The organism is Azospirillum lipoferum (assembly GCF_024170005.1).
Classification (GTDB): Bacteria; Pseudomonadota; Alphaproteobacteria; order Azospirillales; family Azospirillaceae; genus Azospirillum; species Azospirillum lipoferum.
Genome location: NZ_JALJXJ010000005.1, coordinates 293,125 through 308,740 on the forward strand (window position 1 = coordinate 293,125; position 15,616 = coordinate 308,740).

The following is a 15,616-nucleotide window of genomic DNA, read 5'->3' on the forward strand; positions in this document are numbered from 1 at the left end:
GATGGTGGGCCGGATGGTTGAGATCGCCTCAGGCCGTTCCCGCCGCCTCCCGGCGGAGCGGGAAGCAATGCAGGGCCGAAGGCGGGATGACGATGGCGACGGCATCGCCGACCATGCGGCGTTCGTCGTCGTCGACCAGGAAGACCGTTCCGCCGACCGCGACGCCGTAGCGCCAGCGGCCGCCGGGATAGGCTGTCTGCGTGATGTGGCCGCGCAGGACCAGCGCGTCGGCCGGGGCTTGGCCGGCGGTCGCCAGCCGTACGGATTCGGTGCGGAAATGCGCGGCGACCGGCCCGCTGCCGATCAATTCGACCTGTGCGCCTGCGTTGCCGAGCGGCAGGCTGACGGCGCCGTGGTCCGGGCCGGCGGCGATCTCCAGCGTCCGCTCCGTCCGCGTCGCCTGCAAGGGCACCACATTGTCGGCGCCGAGGAAGCTGGCGACGAAGGCGCTGGCCGGACGGCGGTAGATCTCCTCGGGCGTGCCGATCTGGGCGATGCTGCCGGCGTTCAGGATGACGATGCGGTCGGCCATCACCATGGCCTCTTCGCGGTCATGCGTCACATGGACCGCGGTGATGCCGAGCCGCTGTTGCAGCGCGCGAATCTCGTGGCGCAGTTCGAGCCGGATGCGGGCATCCAGGTTGGACAGCGGTTCGTCCAGCAGCAGGATGTCGGGATTGATCGCCAGTGCCCGGCCGAGCGCCACGCGCTGGCGCTGGCCGCCCGACAGCTGGGTGACGTTGCGGTCGGCCAGCCCGTCGAGCTTCAGAAGCCGCAGCATCTCGGCCACCCGCTCGGCGATGCGCTGGCGCGGCCAGCGGCGCAGCTTCAAGCCGTAACCGATGTTCTGGGCGGTGGTCATGTGCGGCCACAGCGCATAGGACTGGAAGACCATCGCGGTGTCGCGCCGCTCCGGCGGTGCCCGGGTCACGTCCCGCCCGGCGATGGCGATGCGCCCGCCGTCCACCGGCACGAAGCCCGATACCGCCCGCAGCAGCGTGGTCTTGCCGCAGCCCGACGAGCCCAGCAGCGCCACGAACTCGCCCGGCCGGACATGCAGGCTGACGCCGTTCAGCACGCGGGAGCCGCCATAGGCGACGGTCAGATTCTCGACATGCAATTCCGCCATCGCCGCAGACTTCCAGCATTTCCCAAAGTGGCAAGCGTCGTTGCATGCGTATGCAAAGCCGCTGACGCAGGGTTTAGGCGGGAAGCGTGAAGCGCGAATGATGGAATTGTGATGCTTTGGTGAATGCGGCGGGGTAGCGCGTCAAAGGCGCGCCGATCCACGCCTGACCAGCACCGGTGCCGGGCGGTGCAGGACCGTCGGCGCGTCGGGATCCGCCAGCCGCCGTTCCAGCATGTCGAGGAGGATCGCCACGATGTTGTCGACCGGATTGCGGATGGTGGTCAGGGAAAAACTCGGCCAGGCGGCCATCGGCACATCGTCGAACCCCACGATGGACAGGTCTTCCGGCACCCGGAGGCCGAGCGCGGTGCGGGCGGCGTCGAGCGCGCCGAAGGCCATGGCGTCGTTGCCGCAGAACAGGGCGTCCGGACGGTCGGGACCGGCCAGCAGCCGCAGGGCTTCCCGGTGACCGCTGTCGTAGGTGTAGTCGCCTTCTCCCGTGGCGGCCAGCGGCAGCCCCAGCTCCGCCAACGCCGCCCGGAAGGCGCTGCCGCGCTCCTGCTCGGAAAAGGCGGAGGGGCGTCCGCCGAGATAGGCGATGCGGCGGTGCCCGCCCGCGACCAGCGCCTGCGCCACCAGACGGGCGCCGAGCGGGTTGTCGCAGCAGATGCTGTCCACCCCGTCCGCCTCCACCGCCCGGCCATAGAGGAGCAAGGGGACGCCGAGAGCCATCAGGCCGCGGATGGCCGCCGGAGACACGCTGCCGGCCGTCACCACCACCGCATCCACCTGATAGTCGAGAGCGGCCATCGCCGGGCCGTCCAGCGCATCCGCCGGGTCGCCGCGCACCAGCAGCGGCTGCTTGCCGCGCGAAGCCAGACCGCGGGTGAGTGTTTCGAACAGATATGGCTGGAACGGCCCGTCCAGATCGCCCATGACGACGCCGATCAGGTTGGTGCGCCGGGTCGTCAGGCTGCGCGCGATGGCGTTCGGACGGTAGGAAAGCCGTCGCGCCGCCTCCAGCACGCGGGTGCGCATTTCCGCCGAAACGCTGCCCCCCTCGGTAAAGCACCGTGACACGGCCGACTGCGACACCCCCGCCAGCCGCGCCACATCCACCGCGGTCGCCCGCCTACGCTCCCCCGCCACTGTTCCTCCGGCCGATTGGTCGAGGGCCTAGTGTAGGAGCTTCGCCGTTGGGGTGCCATATCGCTGATCGCGTGCGGTGGTGTTCCCCAGGTTCCGCCGCGCAAATCCAATGGATCAGGCGTCCAGTTTCGGTACCTTATGAATTGATCCACGCCATGCCGGCCTCCAGCTTCAGGGCCACGCGGTTGACCCGGCCGATATCGCGGGTCCAGACATGGCCGGTCAGGCCATAGACGACGCCGTTGGCCATCGCGACCGCCTCCGCCCCGTCCCTGATAGGGTATAGCGGTCAGGACCGGTCCGAGGGCTCCATCGGTCGCCGGGCGGATTGGCAGTGGGACTGGCGGTGGGATTGGTGATAGATCCGTAGCGTGGACCGTGCGAGGCTAAGCGCCATCACTGCCGTTGCGGCTGCGAAGCCGGTGTCAGCCTTCGGTTTTGATCCTCTCGTGCCTGCTGGAGGACCTCTTTGCCAGACGTCCTGTCCAATTCATCGGAAGAGCCGCCGGGCCAGCCGGAGGTGACACAGCCGCGCGTGACCATGGTCCGCTCGTCCGACGCCGCCGAACATGCCGGACTGACGCGCGGCTGGTCGCTGGAGTTCACGCAGTTGTCGTCCGGCCGGTTCGACGGCAGTCTGATCGACATCCGCCTCGACCGCATGCAGATCCTGCGCGATGCCGCCAACACCGCCCTCGCCAAGAAGGGGCGGGCGTGGGACGGATCCATCGTGTTCAGCCTGCCGATCGAGGCGCAGGGCGAAGGGCGCTTCGCCGGACGGCCGCTGGTCTTTCCGGCCTGTCTCGTTACCGACGGACAGGATTTGGTGGAACTCTGCACGCCGAAGTCGCTCGACCTCGCTTGCATCGCGGTGGCGCGGTCCTGGCTGCTGGAGATGGCGGAAACGCAAGGCCGCAAGCTGGCTGCCCAACGCCTGCGCAGCCGGCGGTCCGGCCTGCATGGCTCCACCCCGACGATGCGGCGCCTGAAGCATGCCGTCGCCGACGTGTTCGCGGATCTGCCGCGGCTGACCCAGGCCCTGGACCATGCCGGCAGCCGCGCCGGGCTGGAAAACGCGCTGGCCGACCTGCTGCTCGATACGCTTTCGGCGGAGGAGGGCGACCCGGTATCCATCGCGACCCCCCAGAAGAAGATCGCCGACAAGGCGCGGGCCTATGTGATGGAGCATGCCGAACGGCAGCCGACCATCGACGACATCTGCCGCCATGTCGGCGTCAGCCGCCGCAAGCTGCAGAACTGCTTCCACGACGCCTTCGGCTTCAGCCCGACCCAGTTCCTGCGGATGATGCGGCTGGACGGGGTGCGGCGGGAGTTGCGCGCCGCCGGCGGGCCGGTGTCCATCGGCGAGATCGCCGCCCGCTGGGGCTTCTGGCATTGGAGCCGCTTCGCCGGGGAGTACCGTGCCCTGTATGGCGAGCTGCCGTCGCAAACGCTGCGCCGCCCGCGCGCGTGAAGCACGGGCGGCGGTGCGCAGCGTCAGAGCGCGTTGACCGGCGGCACCCGGCCGTTCCAGGGCTGTGCGGCCTCCAACTGGCCGGCCAGTGAGAACAGCAGGCTTTCCCCGCCGAAGGGAGCGGCGAAATGGGAGCCGACCGGCAGTCCGCCGGCCGTCCAGTGGAGCGGGACCGACATCGCCGGCTGTCCTGTCGCATTGAACAGGGCGGTGAAGGGCGAGAAGCTGTGGAACAGGTCGATCAGATCGTCCAGCGTCTGCGAATCCTCCATGTCCAGCGTGCCGATGGCGACCGGCGGTTTCGCCAGCGTCGGTGTCAGCAGCAGGTCGAAGTCGGCGTGGATCCCGGCCATCCGCCGTCCCAGCGCGTGGATCCCGTCGACCGCGGCGGCATAGGCGGCGCCGCTGACATCGCCCTTGGCCCGCAGCAGGATGCGGGTGCGCGGCTCCAGCACGGACTCGTCGGCGGGATGGCCGGACATCGCGCTTATCATGGTCAGCAGGCTTCGGGTCTGGGCGCCGATGATGGTGAAGACGGTGTCGTAGAATTCCGGGGCGCTGACCGGCAGTTCGATCTCCTCCACCCGATGGCCCAGGCTTTCGCACAGCCGGACGGTGTGGTCGATGGCGGCGAGGCAGTCGGGATGGGTCGGCCAGGGGGCCAGCGACCGTACCAGACCGATGCGCAGCGATTTCGGCGGACGCGACACCGCGTCGAGGAAACGGCCGTCCTGCGCCGGGGCGGCATAGGGGTCGCCGGGGCCGCTGCCGGCGGTGGCGTCGAGCAGGGCGGCGCTGTCACGCACCGACAGGGTGATGGCGTGGTTGATGCCCATCCCGGCCCAGCCCTCGCCCACCAGCGGGCCGATGGGCACGCGCCCGCGCGTCGGCTTCAGGCCGAAGACGCCGCAGCAGGAAGCCGGAACCCGCAGCGATCCGCCGCCGTCATTACCATGGGCGAAGGGCACCACCCGCGCGGCCACCAGCGCCGCCGCCCCGCCGCTGGATCCGCCGGCGACATGGCCGGGCGACCAGGGATTGCGGGTGGCGCCGAACAGCCGGGATTCCGTGCTGTAGGAGGTGCCGAACTCCGGTGAGGTGGTGGTGCCGGCGATGACGACACCGGCTTGGCGCAGCCGCCGGATCAGCTCGGCGTCGAACGGTCCGGTCGCCCCTTCGCATAACAGCGACCCGTTGGTCATGCGGGCGCCCGCGACGGGCATGAACAGGTCCTTGATGAAGGTCGGGACGCCAGCGAAGGGGGCGCTATCTGCGACCGGGCGCCGCGCCGTCTCCCGCGCCCTGTCGAACAGCGTCTCCACGATCGCGTTCAGCGTCGGGTTGACCCGCTCCAGCCGCGCGATGGTGTCGCCCAGCGCCTCCAGCGGCGTGACGGCGCCCGCGCGGATCTGCTCCGCCAGATCGAGGCCGTCCCGCCAGGGAACGGTCGGGGCCAGATTCTGCATGGAAATGGTCTCCGGAAAGGAAAAGGGCCGCGGGAGTGTGATGGCGCTCCCGCGGCAGGGGAGAGAGGCAAAGGCCAGGCGGGGATATCAGGCCGATCCGGCTTCGCAGGCCGGCGTGCCGCGGCGCAGGCCGAGAACCAGCCATACGGCGGCCAGCGCCAGCGTGGCGTGGCTGAAGACGGTAATCGCCATCGGCACGCCCTGGACGGGGCCGGCGACCGCCGCAATCACCAGCGGACTGGCGAACTGGCCGAGATACAGGCAGGAGGTGAAGCCGCCGACGCCGCGCGCCCGGGTCGCTTCCGGCAGGTACTCCAGCAGCGGCGCCAGCGCGTTGGGCACCAGCAGGCCGGCGCCGATACCGTGGATGACGACGGCGACCAGCACCGCCTCGTAGCTGCCGGCATGGACCAGCAGCCACAGCCCGACCGCCATCAGCGCCAGCAGCAGCGCATTGACGATGCGGGTGCCGAGCCGGCGGCGCAGCACCGGCCACAGGATCGACCCCGCCAGCGACGCCAGCAGCCCCAGTCCGGCGCACAGTCCGATCAGGGTGGAGGAGGTGACGCCCAGCGCCACGACGATGCCCGGCGACTGCACCGGCACGACGAAGCTGGCGAGCATGCCGGCGAAGACCAGCAGATAGGCGACCGCCATGCTGCGAAGGATGCCACGGCCGAAGGCGGCCTTCGGCCGCCGGGCGCGCGGGGCACGTTGCGGCTCCCACAGGACCAGCGCCATCGCCGGGATCAGCAGCAGTGGCAGCAGGTAAAGCAGGAAGGGCGTCCGCCACGAGCTTTCGCCGGTGGCGCCGCCGATCACGAAGAACAGCGATCCGACGACGCCGATGGTCACCACCTGCCGGCCGATGTAGCGCGAACGCTCGGCACCGCTCCAGTAATCGCCGACCAGGGTGGTGCAGCAGGTCATCACCATCGCCTCGGCACAGCCGAACAGCAGGCGGGAGACCAGGATGAGCGACAAGTCGTTCAACTGGCTGGGGGCGGCGCCCAGCAGCGCATAGAGCAGCGTCCCCAGGATCAGCATCGACTTGCGGCCGAAGCGGTCGGCCAGCCAGCCGGCCACCGGCGCGAACAGTGCGATGGCGAGTGCCGGGCCGGCGACGACCAACGGGATCAGCGCTGCGGCCTGCGGGGTGGTGGGGCCGAATTCGGCGCCGAGCTTGGGCAGTACCGGCGCGATCATCACCGAGCCGACGATGGTCAGGCTGCTGCCCAGCAGGATCACGGTACCCTGGTGCGCGGTGGCGCGGCGCGGCTGTCCGGCGAGCGGGGAGGAGGGGTGGGTTTCGGTCATCGGGATGGCCCTCCTCAGAAGGAATAGGCGACGCGCAGCGCGGTCGCGTAGCCCTGGGCGCGGTTCTGCGCCCCGAACTCCTTGTAGGTGTGGAAGGCGACGAGCGGCATGCCGGGTTCGAAATAGCTGACCGCCGGCCCCAGCGCGAAGACACGCGCCCGGTTGCCGTCGCCCGCCCCCGGGCCGCGGTCGTCGGTGATCTGCTGGTACCAATAGCCGCCGAGCCCGGCGGTGATCGGGCCGAGATGCTGGCCGACGGCGAACTCGTGCTTGAACTCCATGCCGCTGCGGTAGTCGGTCTTGTGATTGACCGTGTTGATGTCCAGTTCGAAGTTGGACGACACCTCGAACCCGCCGTCGGTGACATAGGTGACGCCGACCACCGGGGCGAAGGACCAGTGGTTTGTGCCCGGATTGAACAGCCGGTTGACGTCATAGGCGCCGGTCGGTGCCTGGACCTGGGCCATGGCGTTGACGAACAGCGACTTCGACTGCCATTGCAGCATCACCGGGAACAGCTGGATGTCGCCCAGCTTGAAGGTCTGGCTTTCCAGCCGCAGCGGTCCGCCCGGCGTCGGCACCGTCAGATGACCGCCGATGTCCAGGAAGGGCAGGATGCCGCCGAAGCCGACATTGGCGCCGAGGACCTGCATGTCGGTCATCTTGATGTAGGCGGCGCCGACCGACAGGGTATTGATGCGGAAGTCCGACAGCCGGGTGTTGCCGCTGCCGTCCTTGACCGAGCTGGCCGTATAGAAATTGGTGCGCATGCCGAGCGTACCGTAGGGGGTCGGCGGCGGCAGGATGCCGGCCCCGAATTCGAACACGCCGAAGGGGGCGGTCGGCGCCCCGCCTTCGGTGGCGAGCGCTGGTGCGCTGTCGAAGCTTGCCCAGAGGCCCGTGCAGAGGGCAAGGGCGGCGGCAATCGGTCTCCAGACCCGGCACATCGTGTGGGGGATGGTCATGATGCTCCCTGTTTTTTGAATTGGTTTGTAGGAAAATCTTAATCAGGAGAATTGAGCCCGGTTATCCGGAATCGGCATAAATCGCCGCAGAATGGAAAACGGTGAGGGGAATAGTAGAAAACAAACAGGCCAGCCCAAAGGACTGGCCTGCATCGACATCGGATAAGGACAAGAGATTTCAGGTTTTACATCGCCATGCAGACCGATTTTATCTCGGTGTATTGGTCGATGATGCTGCGGCCATGCTCGCGTCCGATGCCGGATTGCTTGAATCCTCCGAAGGGCAGGTTGGGATCGACGGGAATGTGGCTGTTCACCCACACGGTGCCGGCCCGCAATCCGCGGATGGCCCGGGTGATCGCCGCGAAGTCGTTCGACCAGATGCTGGCGGCGAGGCCATAGCCGCTGTCGTTGGCGCGGTGGAGCGCGTCGTCCAGATCCCTCACCGGCGTGACGGTGACCACCGGGCCGAAGATCTCCTTTTGGATCGCCGGGTTGGCATGGTCGGCGTCGACGATCAGCGTCGGCTCGAAGAAATAGCCCGGCCGGTCGGGACGGCGGCCCCCGGTCAGGATCGTGGCGCCGGCTCGGGCAGCTTCGTCGACGATGGATTCGACGGCATTGCGCTGGCGGGCGGACACCAGCGGCTGCAGGTCGGCCGACGGATCCAGGCCGGGGCCGAGGCGCATCGACTTCATCACGGCTTCCAGATCGCCGACCACGCGGTCGTAGAGCGGCGCATGGACGTAAAGCCGGCTGGCGGCGGCACAGACCTGTCCCTGGTTCAGGAAGCAGCCCATGGCCAGCCCCGGCAGGATGGCGCCGACATCGACGTCGGAGAGGACGATCAGCGGATTCTTGCCGCCCAGTTCCAGCGAGAAGTTGGTCATGTTGGTCAGCGCGCCGATGCCGACCTCGCGTCCGACCGCCGTCGATCCGGTGAAGGTGACCTTGTCGATGCCGGGATGGCGGGCCAGGGCGGCGCCGATGGTCGAACCGCCACCGGTGACGATGTTCAGCACGCCATCGGGCAGGCCGGCCTCGCTCGCCAGTTCCGCCAGACGCAGGGCGGTCAGCGGCGTTTCCGCCGCCGGTTTCAGGACGACGGTGCAGCCGCAGGCGAGTGCCGGGGCGATCTTCCACAGCGCGATCATCAGCGGGAAGTTCCACGGCACGATGGCGCCGACGACGCCCACCGGTTCGCGCAGGGTCAGGCCGGTGTGGCGGACGCCGGGCGGCATCGGGATCGACAGGTCCAGGGTGGAGCCTTCGATCTTGGTCGCCCAGCCGGCCATGTAGCGGACATACTCGACCGATGCCCCGACCTCGATCGCACGGGAGATGGTGATCGACTTGCCCTGGTTGATCGTCTCGATCTGCGCCAGTTCCTCGCCATGCGCTTCGATCAGGTCGGCCAGCCGGTGGATGTGGCGTTCGCGGTCGGCCGGCCGCATGCGGCTCCAGTCGCCGGCCAGTGCCCGGCGGGCGGCGGCGACGGCAAGGTCGAGGTCGCCGGTGGTGGCCGACGCGACGTGGCCGATGACGGCGCCGGTGGACGGGTCGTGCAGCTCGATGGTCCGGTCGGAGGCGGCGGGGACGGGCTTGCCGCCGATGAACAGCCGGTGGTCCTTGCGCAGGAAGGCGTCGACTTCGGGAAGAACGGGGACGAGCCCGTCCTGCATCAGCTCACTCATGGTCGTATCCTCTCCCTCTCCGCCCCGTCGATGCGGGGCGGAGCTTGTCGTTTTCGTTGTGAGGGATCTGTGGTCAGGCCTTGCCGAGGCCCAGCTGGGCATGGCGGTCGGGGTTGCGCCGGCGCAGCGCCGCGGCCCGCAGGATGCCGGCGATGCCTGCCGCCGGCAGAAGGGCCGGCAGGACCCAGGACAGCGGGCCGGAGTTGCCGGTCAGCACGTCGAAATGCAGGATCGCCAGCACCAGGACCACCGACAGCAGAAGCCCGGAGATCACCGGCAGCAGCAGAGCGCTGAAGAAGCCCTGTTCTAGGTCGGCGCGCTTGCGGAAGAACCGCACCACCGCGAAGGAGGTCAGCGCCATCAACGCAATGACGCAGAGCGTGGCGAGGTTGGTCAGCCAGGAGAACAGGGTGAGCAGCGGATCGGATCCGGCGATGACGAAGGCGGTCATGATGAAGAAGGCGATGCCGGTCTGGAGCACCGACCCGGCATGCGGGCTCTTGTGGACCGCATGGGTCTGGCCGAGGATTTCCGGCAGCAGCCCTTCCCGGCCGATGGAATAGAAATAGCGGGCGGCCGAATTGTGGAAGGCCAGCAGCCCGGCATAGACGCTGCTGACCAGCAGCGCGCTCATGGCCGCGGACAGCCAGGGGCCGGCATAGCGTTCGGTCAGGGTGAAGATGAACAGGGTCGGGTCGGAAAGGCCCGCGATGGTGTCGACCAGCGTCCCGGCCCCGGCGCCGACCACCATGCACCAGGCGGAGAAGGCATAGAAACTGCCGATCAGCAGCACCGACAGATAGGTCGCAAGTGGGATCGTGCGCTCCGGATCCTTGGCTTCCTCACCATAGATCGTCGTCGCTTCGAAGCCGACGAAGGATGCGAAGCAGAACAGGATGCCGATGGCGGGTGCGCCGCCCATCAGGGCCGGCAGGGTGAAGGACACCGTGGTGGGACCTTCCGCACCGCCGTTTTTGAGGATAAGGAAGTCGAGGAGGAGGACGACGACATATTCGCCCGCCACCAGCAGTCCCAGAAGCTTGGCCGACAGATCCACCTGCCGGTAGCCGAAGATGGCGACCGTGGCCATCGCCGAATAGGCCCAGACCCACCAGGGCAGGTCGATGCCGGCCATCTCCTTGACGAAGGCCGCGGTGGCGACACCATGCAGCCCGTACAGCCCGACCTGCATGGCGTTGTAGCCGAGAATGGCGAGCGCAGCACCGGCCGCCCCCAGCTGGCCGCCGAAGCCGCGGGCGATGAAGGCATAGAAGCCGCCGGCATGGGTGACATGGCGGGCCATGGCGGTGTAGCCGGCGGAGAAGATCAGAAGGATGGCGATGACGATCAGCAGAAGCGACGGCAGGCCGGCGCCGTTGCCCAGCAGAAAGCCGATGGGCATGCCGCCGGCCACGGCGGTCAGCGGGCCGGCGGCCGAGATGACGAAGAATACGATGAAGCCGACGCCCAGGGCGCCTTTTCTCAACTCTGTGGACGCATGTCCCTGAACCGGTGTCGTCATTTGGCCTCTCCGGACTGGCCGCCCTCGTCGGGCCGGCATTGGCGAATGAGGAACCGCGGGGAAAGCCCCCGGTCCGGGATGGAAGGACCGGGGGTTCTTGCGGAACCGAACCGTAAGATCAGGCCACCGCGAAGTGGTTCTTGGTGAAGATCCTTGGTGAAGATCGGGCTTTCAGCGGCCTTTCGTACAGGAGAGCCGGCCGCAACCGACCGGGGCGCCGAACCCGTTAGGTCCGCTGGCTCGATCTGACGAAAGGATGACATCGGCGCCGGGCGCCAACTTGATCCAAGCCGCCATATTTTTGATATTACACGCCATTCTGCAAAAGGTTTAAGCAGAGGCATTCGCCGACTAAATAATATGCAGGTTGCCCGTTTTTAAACAAAGCTGCCATGGCGGAACGCTTGTCATGCAAGCAATAATCTGCTTGGCCGTGCTGGCATACCTGATAGCGCGCGCCAAACTTTTGATAGTTTGCGCCAATTGACAGAGGGAAGCCGGTCAGCGGGTTTGGGCGGCTTTGCGGTAGGCCGACGGCGTGCAGCCGAACCAGCGGCGGCAGGCGCGGGTGAAACAGGCGCCGTCCGCATAGCCCAGGATGTGGGCGATCTCCGTGACCGACAGCCGGGTGTCGGTCAGATAGGTCTCGGCAAGGCTGCGACGCTTGTCCTGCTTGATCGCGGCGAAGCTGCCGCCGGAATTGTGCAGCACGCGCTGGAGCGTGCGGGCCGATACGCCGACCGCCCGTGCCGCGGTGGCGACGTCGAAACGGCTGCCGTCGGGAAGATGGTCGGCCATCAGGCGGCGCACCTCGTCCTCGATGGAGCGGACCGGCATCGCGCGTTCATGCAGGGTGCGCAGGTGGTGCTCGACGATGGAGCCGACCCGAAGGTCCATCAGGTTGCCGGCGATCGACAGGGTGGTGGCCGGGAAGACCAGGGCGTTGACCCCCTGGTCGAAATAGAGCGGCGCGCCGAAGAACGCCTCGTGCGGCTGGCGGTTGGGCGGGGCGCTGTGCTCGAAATGCACCTCCAGCGGGCGCCAGCCCTGACCGGCCATGGCGCGCATCAGCGTGGTGACCAGGGCCAGCGAATGTTCGGCGTCCTGCCGGCGGCGGACGATCCGGGTATCCTCGATGCGGTAGCGGAAGACGCAGGCATCGCCCTCCCGCACCACGCTGCTGGTCGTCCCCTGCTGGACCATGCCGATGTAATCGGTGAAGCCCTTCAGCGCCGCGCCGATGGTCGGCGAACTGATGAACAGGAGCCCCAGCGGGCCGAGGGTGAAGGGCGTCACGTCGCGGGCGGCGAACAGCCCCAGATTGGGATCGCCGACCTGGGTCGCGGCGCTTTCGAAGGCCGCGACGTAACTGCGCAGCGGTATTTCCCGGTAAGGGTCGGCAAGCAGGGACTCCGACAGGCCGAAGCGTTCCAGCAGCGCGTCGGGCGACTGCCCCCGGCGCTTCAGCGCATCGACCAGCGGCTGGACGATGGCGGCCCAGGCCTTCGGTTCGCGATCATAGGGCGCGGATGGCTGCATAGTGGGCTTCGGCGCTGACGAGTGCGGATGTCGGACCCGATCGGGATCGATCCGGATGATTGCGCGATCCGGCTGTGCCCTTCAAGGTCGCGGACATCAGCCTGCCCCCTTGGCGGTGGCGGCCGCCGCACCGGTAGGCAGGGCGGCCCGCAGGATCATCGTGAAGGCCGCCAGCAGCGGAGCGCGCTGTGCCGGTTCGCGGGCGACCGCCGTCGCCGCTTCGCGCAGGGAGCCGTTGAGGAGGATCGCGCCGGCGCCGGCGAGGTCCGGCGGCCAGTCCAGTCCGGCCAGATCCTCGGCGATCATCGCGGTGAAGCGGCCGGAGGTCTCGCCGATCACCGGCTCCAGCAGGGGACTGAGTGCTGGGCTGAGCATCATGTAGAAGCGCCCGACCCGCGGTTCGGCGCAGATGTCCAGCAGAGCCCGCCCCAGGGCCAGGATCCGCCCTTCCGCATCCGCAGCACCGGCCCGCAGTTCGAGGCCGCGCTCCAGCACCCGCTCCCCGATGCTGCGGTACAGGTCGCGCAGCATCTCGTCCAGCCCGCCGGGGAAATAGCTGTAGGCTGTCGTCTTGGAGGCGCCGGCCTGCCGGGCCGCCGCCTCGACCGAGCAGGCGGACAGGCCGCCGTCAGCAAACAGGTCGAGAAGGGCATTCAGCAACTCCTGACGGTTTCTCAGGCGGTTGCGCGCGCGCAGGCTGATCGGGCGGTCGGTCGTCATGGCGGGAGTATAGGGGGCCACCCCGCCGGCAAAAACCCAAATCCGACGCCACCGCCGAAAACTGGAAAAAAAGTTCAGAAATCGGATATCGCGTTCTTGATCCGGGCGGGCTGTCTGGGTATCGTGGCGTCGATGGGTTACCGATCCGACCGGATCACCGTTGACGCACCGGTCTATCCATCCGCCACGGGCTGGCGATGCCAAGCCGGCAGGATGCCGTTGGCCATTCCCACCTATCCGCAAGCTCTTCCCAAACCCGTCGCTGCGACTCCGGAAAAAGAGACTCCCATGCCCACATCCCCCAGTTCGGCTTCCCCACTGCCTGCGGACACATCGCTGCTGGATCGCCGCCGGCACGTCCTGGGGCGGCATTCGCCGCTGTTCTACGACAGACCCCTTCACGTCCGCCGGGCCGAAGGGGTGTGGATCGAGGATACCGACGGCCGCCGCTATCTGGACGTCTACAACAACGTGCCGCATGTCGGGCACTGCCACCCCCATGTCGTGGAGGCGCTGTGCCGGCAGGCCTCGCAGCTGAACATCCACACGCGCTATCTGCACGAAGCGGTGGTGGAGTATGCCGAGCGCCTCGTCGCGACCTTCGACGCGCCACTGTCGATGGCGATGCTGACCTGCACCGGCAGCGAGGCGAACGAGCTGGCGCTGCGCATCGCCCGGTTCGTGACCGGCGGGCAGGGGATCATCGTCAGCAGCTTCAGCTATCACGGCAACACCGCCGGCCTTGCGGCGGCAACTACCGGACTGCCGGCGCCCGAGGCGCTGGCGCCCCATGTGCGGGCGGTCGAGATTCCCGATCTGACCCATTGGCAGGGCGAACCGGCGGCGCTGGCCGCCCGGTTCGCCGAGCAGGTGGCGGACGCGGTCCGCTCGCTCCAGGCCGATGGCATCAGGCCGGCGGCGATGCTGTTCGACACGCTGTTCTCCACCGAAGGTCTGCCCGCCGTGCCGAAGGGCGCGCTGGAACAGGCGGTCGCCATCGTCCGCCAAGCCGGCGGCCTGTTCATCGCCGACGAGGTGCAGCCCGGCCTGGGGCGCACCGGCGACCATATGTGGGGCTATCAGGCCTATGATCTGGTCCCGGACATCGTGACGATGGGGAAGCCGCTGGGCAACGGCCACCCGCTGGCCGGGCTGGTGACACGGCCGGACCATGTCGACGCCTTCGGATCGAAGGCGCTGTATTTCAACACCTTCGCCGGCAATCCGGTCTCGTCCGCGGTCGGGTCGGCCGTGCTCGACGTCATCGAAGGCGAGGATTTGCAAGGCAATGCCCGCCGTGTCGGTGCGCATATCCAGGCGGGGTTGCAGCGGCTGGCGTCGCGTCACGACCTGATCGCCAGCCTGCGCGGGCGTGGCCTGTTCTTCGGGCTGGAACTGATGCGCGACGGGCGGCCGGCGGCGGGGGAGGCCAGGCGCCTGATCAACGACATGCGGGATCGCGGCGTATTGATCAGCCGGATCGGGCCGCAGGACAATATCCTGAAGATGCGGCCGCCGATGCCGTTTTCCATCGCGGATGCCGACCTGCTGCTGTCGACGCTCGACAGCGCCCTTTCGGACCTGTGAGGCGACCGATGAAGGAGTTCTTCGCGCTCGCCCCTGCCGAGCAGATCGCCCGCATGCACCAGCTGGCCCGCGGCGCCCTGTCCCGCTGGCCCGGACGCTTCGCGGAGCCGGAGCTGATCAAATACCGCGAGAACGCGGTCTACAGCGTGCGCGACGACCGCGGCGCCCGTTTCGCCCTGCGCATCCATCGCTTCGCCTACCACAGCGATGCCGCACTGCTGTCGGAACTGCAATGGATGGCCGCACTGCGCGAGGCCGGGCTCGCCGTTCCGGGCGTCATCCCGGCGCGCGACGGGGCGCTGATGGTCAAGGTCCGCGTCCCGGAGGTGCCGGAGCCGTTGCAGGTGGACATGCTCGGCTGGCTCGGTGGTCGGCCGGTCGGCTCGGTGGAGGCGGGGATCGCCGGGGCGCCGGACGAGGTGGCGGCGCTGTACCGGCAGGTCGGCCGCCTTGCGGCGGAACTGCACGCCCATGCGGCGTCCTGGCAGCGTCCGGCCGGCTTCGTCCGCCATGCCTGGACGGCGGAGGGAATCCTGGGCGACCGGCCGCTGTGGGGCGATTTCCGCGCGCTGCCGGAGCTTGCGCCGCACCGCGCACTGATCGACCGGGCCTGTGCCCAGATGGAGCGCGAGCTGCTGGAGTTCGGCCGGTCGGCCGACCGGTTCGGGCTGATCCATGCCGATTTCGTGCCGGAGAATCTGCTGTGGGGCGACGGCAGGGTCATGCTGATCGATTTCGACGACGCCGGCTATGGCTGGCACATGTTCGAACTGGCGACCGCCCTCTATTTCCATTTCGGCCGCCCCAGCTTCGGGATCGTCCGCGATGCGCTGGCCGCCGGATACCGTTCCGTCCGGCCGCTTCCCAACGAACAGTGGCGGCATCTGGGGCTGTTCCTGCTGCTGCGCAGCCTGACCTATCTCGGCTGGGTCCAGACCCGCAGCGAAACGGAAACCGCGCGTGCCATGACCCCGCACTTCGTCAGCACCACCGTCGATCTGGCCGGGGCCTATCTCGCCGAGCGGTGAGATCCGGTTCCATGTCGGCAACCATC

The 15,616-nt window shown here is 68.3% G+C and carries 13 protein-coding genes; 3 read left to right on the forward strand and 10 right to left on the reverse strand.

Annotated elements, in window-relative coordinates:
• Positions 1 to 28: 28 nt before the first annotated feature.
• The 3 genes from J2848_RS13790 to J2848_RS13800 all read right to left on the reverse strand — a co-directional run bounded on the left by J2848_RS13790 (position 29) and on the right by J2848_RS13800 (position 2,555).
• A complete protein-coding gene (locus tag J2848_RS13790) occupies positions 29 to 1,129 on the reverse strand; it encodes an ABC transporter ATP-binding protein (protein ID WP_149231550.1) in 1,101 nt (366 codons plus the stop codon).
• A 141-nt stretch (positions 1,130 to 1,270) separates the two neighbouring features.
• Positions 1,271 to 2,278 (reverse strand): LacI family DNA-binding transcriptional regulator, encoded by a 1,008-nt coding sequence (locus J2848_RS13795; protein WP_149231551.1) that lies wholly within the window; start codon positions 2,276 to 2,278, stop codon positions 1,271 to 1,273.
• A 136-nt stretch (positions 2,279 to 2,414) separates the two neighbouring features.
• A complete protein-coding gene (locus tag J2848_RS13800) occupies positions 2,415 to 2,555 on the reverse strand; it encodes an aldehyde dehydrogenase family protein (RefSeq protein ID WP_281288580.1) in 141 nt (46 codons plus the stop codon).
• A 192-nt stretch (positions 2,556 to 2,747) separates the two neighbouring features.
• On the opposite strand from J2848_RS13800, the gene J2848_RS13805 reads away from it, so the two are divergent.
• Entirely contained in the window at positions 2,748 to 3,752 is a 1,005-nt protein-coding gene (locus J2848_RS13805; protein WP_246193870.1) for a helix-turn-helix domain-containing protein, read from the forward strand.
• 23 nt (positions 3,753 to 3,775) lie between these two features.
• On the opposite strand, the gene J2848_RS13810 is transcribed toward J2848_RS13805, so the two are convergent.
• From J2848_RS13810 to J2848_RS13840, 7 genes are all read right to left on the reverse strand, one after another.
• Positions 3,776 to 5,218, reverse strand: a complete 1,443-nt coding sequence (locus tag J2848_RS13810) for an amidase (RefSeq protein WP_149231553.1) — start codon at positions 5,216 to 5,218, stop codon at positions 3,776 to 3,778.
• A gap of 87 nt (positions 5,219 to 5,305) precedes the next feature.
• Positions 5,306 to 6,535: an MFS transporter gene (locus tag J2848_RS13815; protein ID WP_149231554.1), complete on the reverse strand. Its 1,230-nt coding sequence runs from the start codon at positions 6,533 to 6,535 to the stop codon at positions 5,306 to 5,308.
• 14 nt (positions 6,536 to 6,549) lie between these two features.
• The gene (locus tag J2848_RS13820) at positions 6,550 to 7,500 is read right to left on the reverse strand and encodes a SphA family protein (RefSeq protein WP_246193871.1); all 951 of its coding nucleotides are present in this window, start codon (positions 7,498 to 7,500) and stop codon (positions 6,550 to 6,552) included.
• 185 nt (positions 7,501 to 7,685) lie between these two features.
• Entirely contained in the window at positions 7,686 to 9,194 is a 1,509-nt protein-coding gene (locus J2848_RS13825) for an aldehyde dehydrogenase family protein (RefSeq protein WP_246193872.1), read from the reverse strand.
• 73 nt (positions 9,195 to 9,267) lie between these two features.
• Positions 9,268 to 10,716 carry an APC family permease gene (locus J2848_RS13830; RefSeq protein ID WP_149231555.1) on the reverse strand — a complete coding sequence of 483 codons (1,449 nt, stop codon included), beginning with the start codon at positions 10,714 to 10,716 and terminating at the stop codon, positions 9,268 to 9,270.
• Between the two features lie 501 nt (positions 10,717 to 11,217).
• Complete coding sequence (qhpR, locus tag J2848_RS13835; RefSeq protein ID WP_149231556.1) at positions 11,218 to 12,255, reverse strand: AraC-like transcriptional regulator QhpR; 1,038 nt, start codon at positions 12,253 to 12,255, stop codon at positions 11,218 to 11,220.
• A gap of 96 nt (positions 12,256 to 12,351) precedes the next feature.
• On the reverse strand, positions 12,352 to 12,975 hold the full coding sequence (locus J2848_RS13840) for a TetR/AcrR family transcriptional regulator (RefSeq protein WP_170307038.1): 624 nt from the start codon (positions 12,973 to 12,975) through the stop codon (positions 12,352 to 12,354).
• A 288-nt stretch (positions 12,976 to 13,263) separates the two neighbouring features.
• Between J2848_RS13840 and J2848_RS13845 the strand changes: the two genes are divergently transcribed.
• Both J2848_RS13845 and J2848_RS13850 read left to right on the forward strand, forming a co-directional pair.
• The gene (locus tag J2848_RS13845) at positions 13,264 to 14,562 is read left to right on the forward strand and encodes an aspartate aminotransferase family protein (RefSeq protein WP_149231558.1); all 1,299 of its coding nucleotides are present in this window, start codon (positions 13,264 to 13,266) and stop codon (positions 14,560 to 14,562) included.
• Positions 14,563 to 14,570: 8 nt separating this feature from the next.
• The gene (locus J2848_RS13850; RefSeq protein WP_149231559.1) at positions 14,571 to 15,590 is read left to right on the forward strand and encodes a phosphotransferase enzyme family protein; all 1,020 of its coding nucleotides are present in this window, start codon (positions 14,571 to 14,573) and stop codon (positions 15,588 to 15,590) included.
• The last annotated feature ends 26 nt before the right edge of the window (positions 15,591 to 15,616 follow it).

Coding starts and splice junctions, on each gene's coding strand:
- J2848_RS13790 (WP_149231550.1), bottom strand. CDS start 1,129: ATGGCGGAATTGCATGTCGAGAATCTGACCGTCGCCTATGGCGGCTCC.
- J2848_RS13810 (WP_149231553.1), bottom strand. CDS start 5,218: ATGCAGAATCTGGCCCCGACCGTTCCCTGGCGGGACGGCCTCGATCTG.
- J2848_RS13815 (WP_149231554.1), bottom strand. CDS start 6,535: ATGACCGAAACCCACCCCTCCTCCCCGCTCGCCGGACAGCCGCGCCGC.
- J2848_RS13820 (WP_246193871.1), bottom strand. CDS start 7,500: ATGACCATCCCCCACACGATGTGCCGGGTCTGGAGACCGATTGCCGCC.
- J2848_RS13825 (WP_246193872.1), bottom strand. CDS start 9,194: ATGAGTGAGCTGATGCAGGACGGGCTCGTCCCCGTTCTTCCCGAAGTC.
- J2848_RS13830 (WP_149231555.1), bottom strand. CDS start 10,716: ATGACGACACCGGTTCAGGGACATGCGTCCACAGAGTTGAGAAAAGGC.
- qhpR (WP_149231556.1), bottom strand. CDS start 12,255: ATGCAGCCATCCGCGCCCTATGATCGCGAACCGAAGGCCTGGGCCGCC.
- J2848_RS13840 (WP_170307038.1), bottom strand. CDS start 12,975: ATGACGACCGACCGCCCGATCAGCCTGCGCGCGCGCAACCGCCTGAGA.
- J2848_RS13845 (WP_149231558.1), top strand. CDS start 13,264: ATGCCCACATCCCCCAGTTCGGCTTCCCCACTGCCTGCGGACACATCG.
- J2848_RS13850 (WP_149231559.1), top strand. CDS start 14,571: ATGAAGGAGTTCTTCGCGCTCGCCCCTGCCGAGCAGATCGCCCGCATG.